Source organism: Vibrio sp. Of7-15 (genome assembly GCF_022347565.1).
Taxonomy (GTDB): domain Bacteria; phylum Pseudomonadota; class Gammaproteobacteria; order Enterobacterales; family Vibrionaceae; genus NORP241.
Genome location: NZ_JAKRGH010000002.1, coordinates 314,165 through 331,586 on the forward strand (window position 1 = coordinate 314,165; position 17,422 = coordinate 331,586).

The following is a 17,422-nucleotide window of genomic DNA, read 5'->3' on the forward strand; positions in this document are numbered from 1 at the left end:
TAAACTTAACCCCGATCAATAAAGTTGTAACAAAACCCTTCATTTTTTCTTTTTTCTTGCAATTGTCTCAAAAATAACAATGATACCGATTCTTATTTGTGTTGTGAGTTATTGCTATGCCATCCATTCTCGTTGCTGATGATGATCAGCGTCTGTGTGAATTACTTAAATCTGTGTTGTTAGAAGAAGGCTATGATGTCTCGGTAGCGAATGATGGCGAGCAGGCAATTGATATTCTGGCTGAATCAGCGGTGGATTTACTGTTGCTTGATGTCATGATGCCAAAGTTAAATGGACTACAAACGGCACGTCGGGTGTGTCAGCGTTTTTCTACGCCGATTTTAATGTTAACGGCATTGGCCGATGAGGCGTCTAAAATCGAAGGTTTTGAAGCTGGAGCTGATCAATATCTGGCTAAGCCTTTTAGTGTGCCTGAGCTGCTTGTTCGTATTAAAGCCATGCTACGCCGAGTGGCATTAGAGCAAGAGCGCAGTAACACTCACTTGCCTGTAAATTCATTAGCCGAGCAAATGCGCCGTTTGCCTTTTACTCAAACAGAATTTGATTTAATCGAGTATTTAATGGAACGTGAGCGTACAGCCGTTTCGAAGGCCGATTTACAAAAGAAAGTGTTGAAAAGGGAGCTTTCTCCGTTTGATCGTAACTTAGACATGCATATTAGTAATATTCGCCGAAAATTAGTCCAAGCTGGCTTGTCTCGTAACATTATTCGTACGGCCCGTGGGGTGGGTTATATCTTTGAGCAACCATTGCACTAGTTGGCTGTTATGAATGTTATTCAACGCTTTTTAGGTCGTAGCTTAACTACGCGATTGTTCAGTTACTTTAGTGCAGCTCTTCTATTGATTTTGTCTGTCTCTACTGTGATTGAATTGATGGTTATTGAGTCTTTGTTAATGCTTCCTCATGAGATCAAACATGAGTTTCGAGACTTAGCGGTACAGGCCGATGAATATTTAGAAGAGCAAGATCTTAATGGATTACGCAAGTGGGAAGAGATCCAGAACTACACGTTATTTGTGGTTGATGCCAATTATAAGAGCGTGACGTCTCGCGATGTTCATCCTCATATTGAATTTAAGATGAGTATTAGCCGCCATCTTGAAGGGCCGATGGGAGAAACCACCAGTAAGCCAATGATCTCGTTAGATTTGAGTCACGGCCATCATCTAATGATTCAATTGCCTTGGCAGTTGCACCCCGCAGAAAAAGCGAAGTATTACCTATGGGGAGTTCGGGTACTTGTTGCTGCCTCGTTGCTTGGTTTTATTTCATGGTTGCTATCTAGCCAGTTACAAAAGCCACTGAAACGACTGCAAACCGCCAGTCATCGGTTGGCAGAAGGGGACTTATCTGTTCGTGTGTCGGATACTGTTCAAACGGATGTGCGTGAGTTTTTAGGTTTAGCACATGATTTTGATCATATGGCGCACCGAGTTGAAAGTTTGGTGATGAGCCACAAACAGCTATTACGCAATGTTTCTCATGAACTGAGAACGCCTTTAGCTCGGCAAACGTTGGCAATGCACTTACTGAAAAGCCGATTAACACCAGAGCAAATGGTGTGGTTCTCTCAAATTGAGAACGACGTGGATGAAATGAATAATTTGATCCAGCAAATCTTGGAATTTAGCCGCCTAGAAAGCAGCCATTATCAAACCTCGTTAATCCCAACAGAGCTGGATCCTCTGCTGCGTATGATAATTGAAGAATTAGCTCTGCAAGCTGGGGATAATCAAAGCATCGAATACGTGAGTCACTGCAAAAGTGGTTGGGTATTGGGAGATCGAGGCTTAATTAATAGCGTGGTACAGAATGCCATTTCAAACAGCTTTAAATATGCAGGTGAAGATTGCCGCATTGAGATCAGTATTTATGAGCAAGATAATGGTTTGGTGATACAAATCAGTGATGATGGTGTTGGGGTCTCTGAGCAAGATTTGCCTCATCTGTTTGAGCCATTTTCTCGTATAGACGATACGAGAGGTAAAGACGTTGAAGGTTATGGTTTAGGGATGTCGATAATGAAACTGAGCATGGAACAAATGGGCGGTTCTATACGTGTTTGTTCTCAAAAAGATAAGGGCTTTACGCTGTATTGTTGGTTGCCAGCTTTTGAAGGGAATAACCATACAACATAGGTCTCATATGGTTCGTTTGTTATTGATTCTTTACGTAACTTTACAAATGCAAAGAATGTAAATTTAATACAAATAACAATAATTCTCAGTTAGATTGCACCCAAATTATTTATTACTAAGCCGTGACCTATTTGCAGTGGTGTAAACAAGGAAAGCGGAAAAATAAGACGGAGCTGTCTATCCATGCACGCTAAGAGCCATCTTGCCATTTTAATTGGCGCTGTACTTGCCTCTTCCCCAGCTATTGCTGAAACTGTAGCCGCAGAAACTGATGAACATATGGTTGTTTCAGGTCGTGACTACGGTTTCAAAGCCGACACCAATACTACCGCGATGAAAATCGAAGCAACCCAGCTAGAAACTCCGGGGCAGGTATCGGTTATTGATGAAACATTAATTGATGAGCAGCGTGCATCGACACTCGGTGAAGTACTGAAAAACGACTCAAGTGTGAGTGCAGGTTCCACAGCAACAAACCGTGAAAAGTTCTTGCTGCGTGGTTTTGAACTGCAAAGCTCAAGTGGCTATTTACGTGATGGTAACCCTCACTGGTCCCATTACCGTCAGCCAATCGAATTATTAGAGCGTGTTGAGGTACTTAAAGGCCCAGCGGGTTTACTTTACGGTAAATCGGCACCAGGTGGCTTAGTGAATATGATCGCTAAAAAGCCAACTCACAATACGCAAGTAACAGTGAGCCAAGATATTGGTTCTAACGATTACCAACGTACTATGGCAGACGTCAGCGGTTCATTAAATGATGAGCAAACACTGCGCGGTCGCGTGATTGTTTCTACAGAAAATCAAAACTCATGGCGTACTCGCTTTGATGGCTCAGACGTTGAAAGAGAGCGTTTTGTGGGTGGTGTTTTTGTTGATTACGATCTGACCGACTCAGTGATGCTGTCTGCTCACTACGATCGTACTGATGAGCAAAGCGATTTAGACAACGGTTCAAAAGTGGATGCTAATGGCAACGTGATTGATCCAAAAGTTGTGAAAGATCTGCACTGGGCAGAAACAGACAATGACGTTGCAAACTATGGTGTGAACGTACAAGCGCACTTGTCGGATTCTTGGTCTTTACATGCAGGTGTAAACCGTCAGTTCTACGAGCGTCGTCGTACAGAATCTGATATTCACCTTGATAAAGGAACACATTATAAGTCATCTGACCGTCATGATGAGTGGACGTTTGATACTGCGAATGTTGACTTTGTTGGTGATGTCGATGGTTTTGGCGTGAATCACCGTCTTCTAGCGGGTGTGAATGGCTTACATTACGATTACAAGATGCTGTACTCAAGCTTCAATAGCTGTAGTGCGGATCCAACTGCGTGTGAGAACGGCTTTGAAAAACCGCCTGAGCTAGATTACACCAATGACGACACATTATCTCACAGTAAAAGCCAACACTACGGTTTCTACTTGCAAGATTTGGTGACATTTAACGACCAATGGCAAGTATTGGCTGGTCTTCGCTTTGCGATTGATAAATCAGAATCAAGCAAAGGTAAGAAAGACGATCACAGCAACATTCTTCCTAAGTTCGGTGTGATTTATCACCCAGCAGCTAATGGCTCTATTTACGCCATGTATTCTGAGAGCTTTGAACCTCTTGGTGACATCACTGATGAAAGTGATGCAAGTTTTGGTGCTGAGCAAGACCCAATGAAAGGCTACTTGTATGAGCTAGGCTCTAAGTGGGAACTACTGGATGATAAGTTATTTGTGTCTGGTGCATTGTTCCAAATCACACAAGAGAACATTCAAGTAAAAGAAGACCTAACTGGCTCTACGTTTGATACTCGTACAACTCAAGCGGGTGAGCAGGTTCATAAAGGTGCTGAGCTATCGGCAACAGGCCTAATTACCGAATCATTATCGTTAAGTGGTTCGATGACGTACCTAGACGCAGAAATTAAAGACCCATTTGATGCAAGTATTGATGGCAAGCGTCCAGCAGAGGTGGCTGAATTTACTGCAAGCATTTGGACTCGTTACCAAATTCAACCACGCACTAGCCTAAACCTAGGTGCAGTACATGTGGGCGATCGTTACGGTGATGATAAAAACACATTTGAGAAAGACGCGTACACACGTGTTGATGCGGGTGTTGCTCATAACCTGAAATACAATGACGATCTAGAATTTGTCTTCCGCGCTAATGTTGAAAACTTGTTTGATAAAGACTACTTAGCTGGCGGCAGTGCATCTCGTGTTGTAGTTGGCGCACCACGTAGCTACAAAGCGACATTACAAATTAAGTACTAATCACCATATAATATGATGCGGTAATCCACTGCCATGTGATTACACCATATCGGGGAGTTTATTAACTCCCCCTTTTTTCGTTAATAGAATGTGGACCATGAAATTACAGTTATCCCGCTCCATTTTTAGTCAGTCGCTCATCTCGTTGGCTTTGTTATCTGCGCTTTCGACAAATAATGTTGTAGCGGATGAACTCGATCAAGCTCGTGCCATAGAGCGTAGTAGCAACAAAGCTGCTCAGCTTAGTCAAAAAAAGATTGATAGAGATGCTGAAGCGATTTTTGAGTTAAAAGCAGAAATCGAGCGAATGGAAGAGCAAGTCTCGAACCTGACTTTGTATCGTGATCATTTACAAAAATTGGTCACGAGCCAAGACCAAGAAGTGATCAGTTTAGAAAGCCAAATAGAAGGCATTGCCCAGACACGTCAAGGGGTAGTGCCTTTGATGTATCACATGCTTGGTGCGCTAGAGCACATTGTTTTATCAGACATTCCTGTGCGTGAAGAAGCCAGAGATAAGCGCTTGATCGATTTAGGCAATTTAATGGCCCGAGCAGATGTGAGTGATGCGGAAAAATACCGCCGAATTCTAGAAGCTTATCAAATTGAAATGGACTATGGCACTAAGCTGGGGGCTTATAAGACCACTATTAAGGTCAGCGAGAGTGAAACGCGCCAAGTTGAAGTGTTGCACTTAGGACGAGTGGTATTGGTTGCCAGAAGTCTAGATACCAAAACGCATTGGCGTTGGTCTAAGGCAGATAACGCATGGTTGGATACCTCGGCAGAGCAAGGTTTAGCCATCAATCAGGCATTTGCTATGGCTGAAAAGCAGCAAGCTCCTGCGATGGTTTCTCTGCCTTTAGCCCTTGAAATTGATAAAGCATGGGAAGTGAAATAATGTCTTTTGAGCATAAACATTCTGTGATGAAAACAAAACTGACCACGCTGGGCTGCACTGTACTATTCATGTTAGCCACACTATCGCCAGCGGTTGCTAACATCAGCCAACTTGATGATAAAGCGCAGGCAACGGCACAAGCTGAGAAAGTGCATAACCAAGAGCGAGAGCTGATTGTTAAGCAAGAACGTAAAGCACTGCAAGCTAAGCTTGATCAACTACAGCAGCAAGAAAAAGCACTAGAGCAAGAAAACGAGCGTTTGAGCCAGTCTTTTTCAGATAACGAAGCCACACTGGCGCAACTTGAACAAAAGCTGCAACTGGAAACGGGCAGTTTAGGTGAGTTATTTGGTGTTGTTCGACAAGCGGCGAAAGAGCTGAATCAAGACTTTGAGCGTTCATTTGTTACCGCCGATAAAGCCGATTATTTGCCGCAGATTGAACAGATCATCAGCACTGAAACACTGCCTTCCTTAGAATTGCTGCATTCGTTGTGGTATGCCATGGAGCAAAAAGTACGTGCCAGTGGCGAAGTGCTGCCCGTAACGGTGGAATACGTTAATGGTGCAGGCCAAAGTACACAAGCCCAGGCGTACCGTTTAGGTGATGTAGCTTTGGTTGGTGAACAAGGGTATTTGAAGTGGGATAGCCGAGTTCAACAAAGCCAAGACTACCTTGCTCAACCAGAAACCGCGCCTACTGTGGCAACACTTGCGCAAAACAGTTTGTCAGTGTTGCTTGATCCTAGTCGTGGTCAGTTACTTGAACAGTATGCGAATAAACCAACGTTGCAGCAGCGAGTAGAGCAAGGTGGCGTTGTCGGTCAAATTATCCTTGGTCTATTAGTTGTCGGGCTGTTGATTGCTCTGGTTCGTGGTGCCATTTTACTCAAAGCCCAAGGGCAAATTTCTCGTCAGCTAAAACAGCCTGAAAACCCGACAAATAATCCACTTGGTCGAATTTTAAAGGTGTACAGCAAAGAGCGTAACCAGTCTATTGAGTCGTTAGAGCTACGTTTATTGGAAGCCATTATTGATGAGCAGCAAGGGCTTGAAAAAGGGCTTTCTATGCTGAAGTTAATGGCGGCTTTAGCACCAATGTTAGGTTTGCTTGGTACAGTAACAGGCATGATTGAAACTTTCCAAGTGATCACCCAATTTGGTAACAGCGATCCGAAAGTGATGGCTGGTGGTATTTCCATGGCATTGATCACCACCGTGCTTGGTCTGGTTGCTGCTATGCCACTTCTGTTGGCGCATAATTTGTTGTCTAGTCGTGCAGAAGCGATTCGCAGCACGTTAGAAAAGCAAAGTGTCAGCTTGGTGGCAGAGCGTGCAGAAAAAGATTTGTTAGCTAAACAAGACGGTATGAAAACACCAGTAGCAACCGCAGCAGTATCTGATGGAGTAGCCGCATGATAATGGAGTGGTTATCACTCTATTTCCCAACCCTGAGCGAATTTATGGCTCGGGGAGGGGACATATTGTGGTGGTTAGCTGGGGTCATGTTGGTGTGTTGGACACTCATTCTAGAACGAATGGTTTTTTTATTATGGGGTTACCCAAAACAGAAAAAAGCATGGATTGTGGAATGGAGAAACAGAACAGAACATGAATCTTGGTATGCGCAGGCTCAAAAGCAAGGTTATTTGCAACGAGCACATTTAGGGCTGCATCAACATTTAGACTTCATAAAAGCCTTGGTGAGCCTATGTCCAATGTTAGGTTTGCTTGGTACGGTAACCGGAATGATCACCGTGTTTGATTTGATGGCTCAGCAAGGTAGCAGCGAACCTAAATTAATGGCATCGGGCATTTCGATGGCGACGTTACCAACCATGGCGGGCATGGTGGCGGCACTGGCTGGGTTATTTGCCCATTCACGGTTGGTTAAAGCCGTTAATCGCCGTGAATTTCATTTAGAACAACAATTAAGGAGTGGCGAATGCGCTTAATTCGTCCAACAAAATCGAAAGAAGAAGCCCAAGTTGATTTAACGTCGATGTTAGACATTGTGTTCATCATGCTGATCTTTTTCATTGTGACCAGTTCATTTGTACGTGAATCGGGGGTGGAAGTGAATCGTCCTCAAGCTTCACACTCAACCAGCCAGAAAGACGCGGGCATTTTTATTGCTATTACGGCAGCGAACGATGTCTACATTGATAAGCGTCGTGTGGATGTTGAACGTGTGGAAGCCACCCTTGAGCATTTGTTGCTTGATCAGCCGGAAGCCAGTTTGGTCATTCAGGCGGATGAACACTCTTATAACGGAACCGTGATCGCCGTTATGGATGCAGCAAAAGGGGCGGGCATTGAAAGAATTGCGTTAGCGACGGAGTCGAAATCATGATTCGGTTGTTGTTGGTTTTTCCAATGGCAGCCGTTGTCGCATTTGGTTTATTTAGCTTCATGGCATGGATGGTGGCCGATCCTAGCCATGGGCTTTCTGACAAACAGTCACCAGTAATGTTTGATATGGTGATGGTTGAGCCAGAAGCTCAAACCCAGCGTCGTCAACGTGTGGTGCCTGATCCACCAAAAGTGCCAGAGCAACCAAGCGCAGCAACAAGCTCGGAACCCACAATGGCAAAAGCATCGATACCGAATACCTTGCCAAATATTGATGTGGCCATGTCAGACATGGGCGTGAATCTTTCACTGCCATCCATGGACTCTATTGGGCAGAATCAGCAAGTGATGCCCTTGTACCGAGTGGAACCTAAGTATCCACCTAAAGCCATGAGGCAAGGGCTAGAAGGGCAGGTTGTTCTCTCTTTCACCATTGATGAACAAGGGAAAACAACAGACATTAAGCTGGTGGAAGCGAAACCAAGTCGTATGTTTGTCAGGCCCGCTATTCGTGCGTTGAAACGATGGAAATACCAACCAAAAATGGAAGCGGGAAAAGCGGTAAAACAGTTTGGTCAAACCGTGACTTTGGAGTTTAAAATCGACTCATGATGAAGTTTTTATTACCTTTGGTGAGCGTTCTTTGCTTTTCTTTTTCAGTCAGTGCCGCTCAGCTTAGCTCGTTTACTGCAAACAAAGTACAAAAAGCAACTCAGCTTCAGCAAGAAGAAAAGCTAGGGGAGGCCATTACCCTATTGGCAGACTTAACCCCTTCGTCAAACTACGACAAAGCTTTTGTTGGGCGCATTCTCGGCGTTTATTACTGGCAGGCCGAAAAACCAGAACAGGCGAGTAAAGTGCTAGCACGTGCCGTTGCTTTGCAGGCGTTAGAGCCACAAGATCAGTGGAGTACGCAGCGAATGTTGGCCGATGTGCTGTTCTCGGAGCAAAAGTTTGAGCTGGCATCTAAAAATTATCAGGCACTTTTAGTTTCAAACTATGTGCCGAGCAAAGAGAGCGAAAAGCTAAAATTACAGAAAGATAAAAATGAGTTGCATCTTCGTATTGCAACGTCATTTTATCAGCTACAGCAGTGGGAATCCGTGATTACCCATGCGCGGCATTATCAGTCAGCGACATCACAAGAGACCATTCAAGCATTGCGCTTAACCGTTGTGGCGCAATTACAGTTAAAACGTTGGTTTGATTCAGAACAAACGCTCTCTGATCTGATTCGTCATGAGCCAAACAACATAACTTGGTGGCACCAACAAATATCGACGCAGCTACAGCAGAATAAATCGTCCCGCGCATTAGAAACTTATGCGCTAGCGAAACACCAAGGTGTTGAATTCTCACAATCAGATTATAAAACGTTAGCGCAGTTGTATGCTCAGCATAAAATGCCAGAGCGCGCAGCCAGAATCATCCAAGAGTTAATGGATGAGTTTCCTGAATCGAAAACAGAAAAGCTGTGGAAGTTACAAGCAACGTATTGGCAAGTGGCAAAAGAGTGGGAAAGCGCGTTATCCGCGTGGAAAAATGCCATGGATAAGAACCCGAAACACAGTTGGTCTTTGGCGAAACTTCAGATCCAACAAGGAGATTATCAAGCAGCATTAAAAACGATGGCGCGGGCAGAAAAGTACGCTAAGCCGGAGCAATATGGCCTCGCTAAAATTCGTCTTTTCTATAAGTTAGGTCGAATACATGATGCATTGGCAACGGCGAAAAGGCTGGATGAACGCCATCCTTCACAAGCGGCGGCAGGCTGGGTTCAGTATTTGCAGCATCAAGTGAAAATGAATTAGCTGACAAAGTCGTTTGAACAACTGAGCCATTTTTCCGGCTATGCTGACATCGAGTGATATTTTTTGAATGGGGCGGCTAGGCCCCTACCTATGTTGAGAAGAGCGAATTTTTGGTTTCATTGCGTATGAGTTGGAAGAGATGTTATTTCCATAATAAAGTACATGATTCTGTTTTTATTGAAGATCAAACATCTTCAATGAATATGAATACATACCTCTTATTTGCATAAGTATCAATATGATTGATTAATAATCGATCAAAACTTGAACTAATCTCCCAGCGACATATTCTTCGTCTTTTTTTATAAAATCCAGTAAAGCATTATGTGGACGAATGTTCGTTTATTGAGCATTTATGTGTTTAATTAATAAGCGCTATAAATTCATGTCCACATAAAAATAGTCATGACGTTCATTAGGGTTTAATGATGTTTATGAGAAAATATACAGGATAATATAATGAAAAAAAGACACATCACGGCAAGTGTTGTCACACTGACTTTGCTTGGAGCTGTTGCTCCCGTACATGCTGCAGACACGTTAAAGGCTTATACTTCTACTCTTCTAGAATTGGATGACAGCGATGCTCGCGCAAAAAAAATTCGCTTAATTTATTCTTTGGAAAACGTGTGGAATAGCTCGCTATTACCAAGCGGGGCTAAAGAGGCCAAACTGCTTTTGAACGGTGGATCTGGTTTTGACATGACCAATGTACCAAATAAAGAGCAAATTTACGGTTTCTCCACAGGCGGTGATTACCGTTATACCGTCCCAACAGCTTTTAAGTTGGCACTTAGCTATCTTAATGGCGCTCCGTTACGTCACATGAGTCATGCTCCAGAAAACACCATTGCTACCGCTTCTGTTAGTGAATCTTTAGACTTTAATTTAGGGTTCACTGCTTCTCAATCTCCGTCTATAAATGCTGGTGTTTCATGGAGTAACAGGGTGACTTATGATCAGCCTGAGTTCCAAACTGTTGCCGACTTTGATCAGAATAATGAGAGCATCAGTTGGTTAATCGAAAATCAGACCATTCGCAATCATTCGCCTGCAAAATCTTGGTTACTTTACCGCTGGACCAGCTGTGGGATGGGTAACTTAATCGATTATAGCGACTTGCCTGTTGTTATGCGTTCAGACTTTAAGCCACAGGTTGGGGCGGTTTACCGTAAGCAAAATATTGATGATGGTCAAAATACGACGGACATTAAGCTAGTCGCAGGCTGGCGTAAGACTAACTACTATTTCGGACGAGACTGGTGTAGTTGGTACACAACGCCAGAGAACACGTGGAAGAAAAACAGAGATAGCAGCCATTGGACTGAGACAAGCCGCTCAGTGACCATTGCTTGGAACGATAGCCTCTATCATTAATCTGTTGGTCAGTTACCACAAGCAAAGTCGTCGGTGGTAACTGACGTTTTAAACCAGACTACAAGGGTTTATCTATGATGATCAGAAAACGATCTGTTATTGGTGCGTTGTTCTTCGTCTCCGTGCTTATTATTGTGAATGTATATAAAGAAGAAGAGAGCACAGTAAGCACGCCGCTTCCTGTTGAGTCCGATACCACGGAACAACCTAAGCCTTTTATCGCCACAACGCCACTTAAACCGTCCATTCAAAAAACCAAAGTGGTTGAAGATACAGTTGCAGAACAGAGTGATATTAAAACACAGCCTACGTTCGAAACTCCTTGGCTGTCGGACCCTATTAATGAGCTAAGCAATGAGCTTTATGACTTTATAGAGTCTGAACAAGTGCGTTACATTAATACCACCGATTATCCGTTTGATGAAGAAAAGCAGACGCAGTTGAGCACGTTAGCAAAATCCGGTGATCTTATTATGTTTGATAATACGGACCCGGACTATTTAGATAATTATGGGGTGAGTGAAGCTGAAGTGGTATCCGAATATTTTGGTACTGCATCTGAAGGGGATGTCATTATCGCGACGGCTGTGCTTACAAAAGGCGGTGGTATTCATTACCTTGTTTTACCGATCAAAAGTGAAAACTCGACAGACAATGAAAAACTACTTGATGATGTGAAGCAAGCCGTTACCTTATTGAAAGAGCAAAAGTCGGATTTAGTGAAACCAAAGTCTTCTCAAACAGCGGATTCTAATACCACGGCTTAACCGTAGCGTGTTTATTTCTAATGCTGTTTCATTACCTTTAGCGGGACTCTGACAACCTGTTGCCTTATGCCTATATAGCTTAGTGTCAAAATATGCTCTGAATGTGTTTTTATGACAAAAGGCGAAGTGGATAGGTGACAGGTATTTACAAGTACGATGAATATTGATCTGATCTTGGGAAAAGAAGCCAATGATTGTTCATCAGCCCTTGTATGATCATTTCAACCAACAAACTTGATTCTGTAGTGAATAAAGTCATTTACTTGTTTCAGTTCAAGTCAGCTTTCATTTTATGATAACAATAAATTATTATTAATATAAATTATGATAATTTCTAATAATCTAAGAGTCTCCATATACTCATTTCCATCGAAACGAGATAACGAATTAGCGAAACGTATTTGGAGCACATTATGAAAATGAATCACGTAGGTATCATGGTTGGCGATATGGACAAAGCGGTTGAGTTTTACACTCAGGCGTTAGGCCTTAGAATTGTCATGAATAACACTAAAGTTATCGAAGAGCGTGAATCTGCCATTGGTCGTATGTGTATTGCCGTATTTGGTGAAGGTTTTAAAGGCTTCAACATTGCCCACTTAGTCACTACAGATGGTATTGGTGTTGAACTGTTTGAAATGAAAGAACGTCAAGAGCGTCATGAAGTGGATTTTTCTCGTTTAGGGATTTTTCACTTTTGCCTACAAACGGATGACTTTGAAGGCGTGATGGAAAAGGTAGAACAGCTTGGCGGTAAAGTACGTATGGATGTGATGCGCTATCATCCTGAAGATGACAGTAAGCCCGCGAAAATGGTGTATTTAGAAGACCCATTTGGCAATCTATTTGAACTTTACTCGCACACATACGAAGAAACGTACGCATCTGATTACGAGTAAGCGTTTTTTGTAAACGGTCTTCCTTCTATAAAAAAAGGATTGGTGTAGTGCCAATCCTTTTTTGTGTTATGAAAAGTATAGTGAACCGAGCAATTACTTTTTGTTGTTGCGTTTGTTCTTTGGTACGTAATTTAAAATTGAAATCGGTACTTCTTTTCTTGGGGCGAAGCCTTCAATTTCTTTTCGTACAATTAAGTGCCCTAAGCGGCTTTCGATCATGCACAGGTTTTTAAAATCATCTTTTGAGACCAGTGAAATCGCTTCACCTTGTGCGCCAGCACGGCCAGTACGACCAATGCGGTGAACATAATCATCAGCAGGGTAGGGTAAATCGTAGTTAACCACACGAGTGAGATCTTCGATATCAATACCACGTGCCGCAACACCAGTGGCCACAAGGAACTTAAATTTACCCTCTTTAAAATCCGACAAAAGGCGCTCACGAACTTCTTGGCTGCGGCCACTGTGGAAAGATTCTGCTTTAATGCCACGTTTTTCAAGCTGAGTGACCAGCTTGGCAGCACCGTGTTTGGTTTCGATAAAGATAAGGGTTTGATCCCAATTATTTTCTTTGATTAGGTGGCTCAGTAGTGCCGACTTTTTATCTTTATCCACCGTGGTTAGCCACTGATCAATGTTTGGTTTTGAAGCGTCGTGCTTTGCAATGGCAATTTCTTCTGGGCTATCAATAGCGGTTCTGGCTAGTTCTCGAACCGGGTTTGACAAGGTGGCAGAGAACAATAAGTTTTGAATGTTTTCTGGTAAACGGGCAATGATCTTATTGATGTCTTCAATAAAGCCCATGTCGAGCATTCTGTCGGCTTCATCTAATACCAGCATTTCTACTTCATCAAAGTGCACGGCACGTTGGCCATACATGTCGATAAGTCGGCCCGGTGTCGCGACCAGAATATCGACTCCTTCAATCAGCTGCTGTTTTTGTGCTTTGTAATCTACCCCGCCATACATTGCCAAAGAGGTGAGGTTTAGGTGCTTACTGTATTGGGTGATGTTTTCTTCAACCTGAATAGCAAGCTCACGGGTTGGCGTAATAATCACAGCACGAATACGTTTTTTACGAACGGTTTGCCCTTTACTCAGCATCTCTAATATAGGTAATACAAAACTAGCGGTTTTACCTGTACCTGTTTGTGCTGCCGCGATCAGGTTCTTTCCTTTTAAGATCACCGGAATGGCTTTTTCTTGAATTGGTGTTGGTGCGTTGTAACCAAGCTCTTTAACGGCTTTTAAAATCGGATCGCTTAATCCCAGTTTGGAAAATGGCATGTGAAATCTCAGGTAGATGATTAATAAACACACTGTTGCAGCAAAAGCTATAACAGAAAGGCATAGGAAGGCATTCTAACATGAAGGAAGTAGGGCTGGGGATTTGTCTGTTGCTATTAAGTTGGTATGAAATAATGGAATATGAAAAACAAGTAAATGAATCAACTTATTCTTTTATAGGCATTTAGTTGGTTATTTTTAGAGAAAATAAAAGTATCAGTAACCATAAGCATTTAGTTTCTTTTGTCTATTAATTATGTTCTATATTTTTGTTTATTCTATGTTTTTCTATTCTAGTTCTACTCTTATTTTTAACATTAAAGTCAAAAAACACCGTTTAATATAAATTAAAACACTGTTCATCTATTTTTTATTTATAAACTAATTTTAATTTGTATATTCATTATGTATGATTCTTCGCCTGTTTAATTATGTTGCTGATGGATGTAGCCTAACATTTAAGGTTATCAACTTATGTTTAAAAATAGTTTAAAGGCGAAGTTGTCTCTCTGCTTTTTAATATTCTCTTTATTAATTGTATCGGCTCTTTCTACTTATTCTTATTTCACTATCTCTAAAACAGCCATTGCAGGATTAGATTCAAACTTAACCACATCTGCATATGCACTAAATAGAATTATTGGCGATAATACGCATGATGTTTTGCCTGAAAAAGCAAATAATTATGAACAGATCAGTAATGAATTAACTCGGTTTGCTCAAGAAGCAAAAGTCGACTGGGCTTATTCTACGGTTAAAAGAAATGGCCGTATTCTTTATACCTATATAAATAAATCAAAAGAAGAAGTTCGTTCAGGAACTTATCAAAGCTGGTATTTAGAAGAATATGAAATTGTCCCTCAAGGTTTAGAAAAAGCATTTACGACAGGGCGTATACAATTTGAAGAATATGAAGGTGAGTACGGCTTATGGCGTTCAGTATTTTTACCTTTTCGTAATGCAAGTGGTGAAGTGTATGTCGTGGGGATTGATGTCGCATTAAACCACGTTCAAGAAATGAAAGCCGATGTATTAAAAATTGTTGCTGCGGTTGCTTTGATTGTCATGCTGTTTTCTTTATTAGTGGCATCGCTTGTCGCTAAAAAAATGACGCGCCCAATTAATAATTTAAATGTTGAATTGCAAAACTTAGCCGATGGCGATTGGAATTTAACTAAAGCAGCACCTGTAGAAAGCAGTGATGAGATTGGTCGTATTGCGTCTTCATTTAATACGTTCATATCAGCATTACGTTCACGCATGCTGGAAATTAATCAAGGTTCAACTTCTATAGAAGAAGTGACATCTCAGCTTGATGTGTTAACTAATGGGGTTAGTTCACGCTCGGTTTCTCAAGCAGAAGATGTACGCAGCTGTGCTGCCGCCATTGAAGAGCTGGCTTCTAGCGCACAAAGTGTGTCGCAAACGGCGCAGTACTCGAATGATCAATTGGCTGAGTTTGAGGTGAAAACTCGTTCAACAATGGAATGCATTGAGTTGTCTGTAACGGGAATGGGCTCAGTACAAAGTGAAGTGCATTCTTTAGGAGAGAAGCTGGAACAGCTTGATCTGCGTGCTAGCGAAATTAATAGCATTGTTACTGTAATCAAAGACATTGCTGATCAAACGAATTTATTGGCCTTAAATGCGGCAATTGAAGCTGCACGTGCTGGTGGCCATGGCCGTGGTTTTGCTGTGGTGGCTGATGAAGTACGTAAACTTTCGGAAAGAACCGCGACAGCCACTGTTGAAATTGGTGACATGATTGGCCGTGTACAGCAAGACACGGCGAATGCAAAAGAAAGCATGGAAGTGTCTATAAACAGTGTTGATATTAGTGTGAATCACGCTAAAGCAGCAAATACCTCATTAATTGGGTTTAGCAATGAAATTTCAGAGGTGATCTCTGGCATGAATGGCATTGTTGAATCGGTTCAAGAGCAGGCTCAAGCCTCTCAGTATTTATCGGAAAATGTGTCGTCATTAAGCAGCAGTGCTGATGATAACCGTCAAGCGACTGAACAATCTAAGGAAGGGGTTGGTGAATTAAAAGTGCGGGCAAAAGCACTTCATCAAATTGTCGGTCAATTTACCCTTTAAAAGCACTCTCTATTTACAATAAATTGTGCACAACAGAGAACTATTATGAAGTTAAAAAAATCCCTTATCGCGTTATCTATTTCATTATTAAGTGCTAATGCAGCAGCGGCTCCATTATTAGTGACTTACGATGACATGCCTTATGAATACATGACAATGCAGCCAAATGCATGGTTAGATATTGATACGACGATTTTTGAAAACAATATTCGTCACGCACAAAATGCAGTAAGTGAAAATACTAAAATCTGTGCGATCATGAAGGCAGATGCGTACGGTAATGGTATTGAAAACTTAATTGGATCTGTTATCGCTAGCGGTATTCCATGTGTTGGTATCACCAGTAATGAAGAAGCTCGCGTTGTTCGTGAAAAGGGCTTTGATGGTCAGCTAATGCGTGTTCGTGCGGCAGCTCCTCATGAAATCGAAGCTGCACTTCAATACGACATTGAAGAGTTAGTAGGTACTGTAAAGCAAGCAAAAATTATTTCTCGCATTGCTAAGCGTAACCACCAACGTGTGTCTGTTCACCTTGCTCTAGATTCTGCTGGCATGGGTCGTAATGGTCTAGACATGAGCACACGTCAAGGTAAGCGCGATGCATTAAAAATTGCAGACACTAAGCGTCTTAACATTGTTGGTATGATGACTCACTTCCCAACAGAAGATCTAGACAAAACACGTGCAGGTCTTGAGCAGTTTAAATCAGAAACTAGCTGGTTAATTCGTAACTCAGATCTAAACCGTGAAGACGTTACGCTTCATGCTGCGAACTCTTACACAACACTGATGCTTCCTGAAGCACACCTAGATATGGTTCGTCCAGGTGGTCTACTGTACGGAGATACAACGCCACTATTCCCAGAATACAAGCGTATTTTCTCTTTCAAAACTCAAGTAGCGTCTGTTCATAAGTTTAAAGCGAACACGACAGTAGGTTACGGTAACACGGCGGTATTAGAGCGCGATTCATTACTAGCGAACTTACCAATGGGTTACTCTGATGGTTACCCACGTTCACTAAGCAACAATGGTTACGTATTAATTAATGGCCAGCGCGCTAAAATCGTGGGTAAGATCTCTATGAACACCATGATGGTAGACGTAACGGACATTAAAGGTGTACGTCCAGGCTCTGAAGTGACACTATTTGGTAAACAAGGTGGTGATGAAATTACCATTACTGAAATGGAAGATAACTCAGGCCGAATCCTACCAGATCTTTACACTATTTGGGGTGTATCAAACCCTAAATACATTAAGTAATCATTCAAAGACAGTTTGGCACGTAACTAAAAAGTAGAGTGCCAGCTATGATTATTACTGTAATAATTATTCGTTAATTATATATTTAAATCCGATCGTAAAGGTCGGATTTTTTATATGCACTTTTTATTTCATGATATTTGGTAATAGTATTCTAATATGTCTGATTATTTAATGATGTTATCGTTATTTATTATGGCTTTGATTATTTATTAATAATTAACACT

General features: G+C 42.0%; 15 protein-coding genes. 14 read left to right on the plus strand and 1 reads right to left on the minus strand.

Annotated features, from left to right (window positions below; translation table 11 throughout):
• The first annotated feature begins 116 nt into the window (after positions 1–116).
• From MHO82_RS04005 to MHO82_RS04060, 12 genes are all read left to right on the plus strand, one after another.
• A complete protein-coding gene (locus tag MHO82_RS04005) occupies positions 117–779 on the plus strand; it encodes a response regulator transcription factor (protein WP_239182557.1) in 663 nt (220 codons plus the stop codon).
• A gap of 9 nt (positions 780–788) precedes the next feature.
• The gene (locus MHO82_RS04010) at positions 789–2,162 is read left to right on the plus strand and encodes a sensor histidine kinase (RefSeq protein ID WP_239182558.1); all 1,374 of its coding nucleotides are present in this window, start codon (positions 789–791) and stop codon (positions 2,160–2,162) included.
• A 183-nt stretch (positions 2,163–2,345) separates the two neighbouring features.
• Entirely contained in the window at positions 2,346–4,436 is a 2,091-nt protein-coding gene (locus MHO82_RS04015; RefSeq protein WP_239182559.1) for a TonB-dependent siderophore receptor, read from the plus strand.
• A 97-nt stretch (positions 4,437–4,533) separates the two neighbouring features.
• Positions 4,534–5,337: a DUF3450 domain-containing protein gene (locus MHO82_RS04020; protein WP_239182560.1), complete on the plus strand. Its 804-nt coding sequence runs from the start codon at positions 4,534–4,536 to the stop codon at positions 5,335–5,337.
• Entirely contained in the window at positions 5,337–6,755 is a 1,419-nt protein-coding gene (locus MHO82_RS04025; protein WP_239182561.1) for a MotA/TolQ/ExbB proton channel family protein, read from the plus strand. The genes MHO82_RS04020 and MHO82_RS04025 overlap by 1 nt, the downstream gene beginning before the upstream one ends.
• Positions 6,752–7,291, plus strand: coding sequence for a MotA/TolQ/ExbB proton channel family protein (locus tag MHO82_RS04030; RefSeq protein ID WP_239182562.1), 540 nt, complete (start codon positions 6,752–6,754; stop codon positions 7,289–7,291). Before MHO82_RS04025 ends, MHO82_RS04030 begins: the two co-directional genes overlap by 4 nt.
• Positions 7,282–7,689 (plus strand): biopolymer transporter ExbD, encoded by a 408-nt coding sequence (locus tag MHO82_RS04035; RefSeq protein WP_239182563.1) that lies wholly within the window; start codon positions 7,282–7,284, stop codon positions 7,687–7,689. Before MHO82_RS04030 ends, MHO82_RS04035 begins: the two co-directional genes overlap by 10 nt.
• Positions 7,686–8,300: an energy transducer TonB gene (locus tag MHO82_RS04040; RefSeq protein ID WP_239182564.1), complete on the plus strand. Its 615-nt coding sequence runs from the start codon at positions 7,686–7,688 to the stop codon at positions 8,298–8,300. Before MHO82_RS04035 ends, MHO82_RS04040 begins: the two co-directional genes overlap by 4 nt.
• Positions 8,297–9,499, plus strand: coding sequence for a tetratricopeptide repeat protein (locus MHO82_RS04045; RefSeq protein WP_239182565.1), 1,203 nt, complete (start codon positions 8,297–8,299; stop codon positions 9,497–9,499). Before MHO82_RS04040 ends, MHO82_RS04045 begins: the two co-directional genes overlap by 4 nt.
• 459 nt (positions 9,500–9,958) lie before the next feature.
• On the plus strand, positions 9,959–10,876 hold the full coding sequence (locus MHO82_RS04050; RefSeq protein WP_239182566.1) for a leukocidin family pore-forming toxin: 918 nt from the start codon (positions 9,959–9,961) through the stop codon (positions 10,874–10,876).
• A gap of 74 nt (positions 10,877–10,950) precedes the next feature.
• The gene (locus MHO82_RS04055; RefSeq protein ID WP_239182567.1) at positions 10,951–11,643 is read left to right on the plus strand and encodes a topoisomerase I; all 693 of its coding nucleotides are present in this window, start codon (positions 10,951–10,953) and stop codon (positions 11,641–11,643) included.
• Between the two features lie 413 nt (positions 11,644–12,056).
• Positions 12,057–12,542 carry a VOC family protein gene (locus tag MHO82_RS04060; protein WP_239182568.1) on the plus strand — a complete coding sequence of 162 codons (486 nt, stop codon included), beginning with the start codon at positions 12,057–12,059 and terminating at the stop codon, positions 12,540–12,542.
• A 93-nt stretch (positions 12,543–12,635) separates the two neighbouring features.
• On the opposite strand, the gene MHO82_RS04065 is transcribed toward MHO82_RS04060, so the two are convergent.
• Positions 12,636–13,829 (minus strand): DEAD/DEAH box helicase, encoded by a 1,194-nt coding sequence (locus MHO82_RS04065; protein ID WP_239182569.1) that lies wholly within the window; start codon positions 13,827–13,829, stop codon positions 12,636–12,638.
• Between the two features lie 474 nt (positions 13,830–14,303).
• Between MHO82_RS04065 and MHO82_RS04070 the strand changes: the two genes are divergently transcribed.
• On the plus strand, positions 14,304–15,929 hold the full coding sequence (locus MHO82_RS04070; RefSeq protein ID WP_239182570.1) for a methyl-accepting chemotaxis protein: 1,626 nt from the start codon (positions 14,304–14,306) through the stop codon (positions 15,927–15,929).
• 45 nt (positions 15,930–15,974) lie between these two features.
• Entirely contained in the window at positions 15,975–17,195 is a 1,221-nt protein-coding gene (alr, locus tag MHO82_RS04075; protein WP_239182571.1) for an alanine racemase, read from the plus strand.
• Positions 17,196–17,422 lie beyond the last annotated feature (227 nt).

What these genes read in the sequence shown, in the direction of transcription:
- MHO82_RS04005 (WP_239182557.1), top strand. Translation starts at nt 117, where the DNA reads ATGCCATCCATTCTCGTTGCTGATGATGATCAGCGTCTGTGTGAATTA.
- MHO82_RS04030 (WP_239182562.1), top strand. Translation starts at nt 6,752, where the DNA reads ATGATAATGGAGTGGTTATCACTCTATTTCCCAACCCTGAGCGAATTT.
- MHO82_RS04050 (WP_239182566.1), top strand. Translation starts at nt 9,959, where the DNA reads ATGAAAAAAAGACACATCACGGCAAGTGTTGTCACACTGACTTTGCTT.
- MHO82_RS04065 (WP_239182569.1), bottom strand. Translation starts at nt 13,829, where the DNA reads ATGCCATTTTCCAAACTGGGATTAAGCGATCCGATTTTAAAAGCCGTT.
- MHO82_RS04010 (WP_239182558.1), top strand. Translation starts at nt 789, where the DNA reads ATGAATGTTATTCAACGCTTTTTAGGTCGTAGCTTAACTACGCGATTG.
- MHO82_RS04020 (WP_239182560.1), top strand. Translation starts at nt 4,534, where the DNA reads ATGAAATTACAGTTATCCCGCTCCATTTTTAGTCAGTCGCTCATCTCG.
- MHO82_RS04025 (WP_239182561.1), top strand. Translation starts at nt 5,337, where the DNA reads ATGTCTTTTGAGCATAAACATTCTGTGATGAAAACAAAACTGACCACG.
- MHO82_RS04060 (WP_239182568.1), top strand. Translation starts at nt 12,057, where the DNA reads ATGAAAATGAATCACGTAGGTATCATGGTTGGCGATATGGACAAAGCG.
- MHO82_RS04055 (WP_239182567.1), top strand. Translation starts at nt 10,951, where the DNA reads ATGATGATCAGAAAACGATCTGTTATTGGTGCGTTGTTCTTCGTCTCC.
- MHO82_RS04045 (WP_239182565.1), top strand. Translation starts at nt 8,297, where the DNA reads ATGATGAAGTTTTTATTACCTTTGGTGAGCGTTCTTTGCTTTTCTTTT.
- MHO82_RS04015 (WP_239182559.1), top strand. Translation starts at nt 2,346, where the DNA reads ATGCACGCTAAGAGCCATCTTGCCATTTTAATTGGCGCTGTACTTGCC.
- MHO82_RS04035 (WP_239182563.1), top strand. Translation starts at nt 7,282, where the DNA reads ATGCGCTTAATTCGTCCAACAAAATCGAAAGAAGAAGCCCAAGTTGAT.
- alr (WP_239182571.1), top strand. Translation starts at nt 15,975, where the DNA reads ATGAAGTTAAAAAAATCCCTTATCGCGTTATCTATTTCATTATTAAGT.
- MHO82_RS04070 (WP_239182570.1), top strand. Translation starts at nt 14,304, where the DNA reads ATGTTTAAAAATAGTTTAAAGGCGAAGTTGTCTCTCTGCTTTTTAATA.
- MHO82_RS04040 (WP_239182564.1), top strand. Translation starts at nt 7,686, where the DNA reads ATGATTCGGTTGTTGTTGGTTTTTCCAATGGCAGCCGTTGTCGCATTT.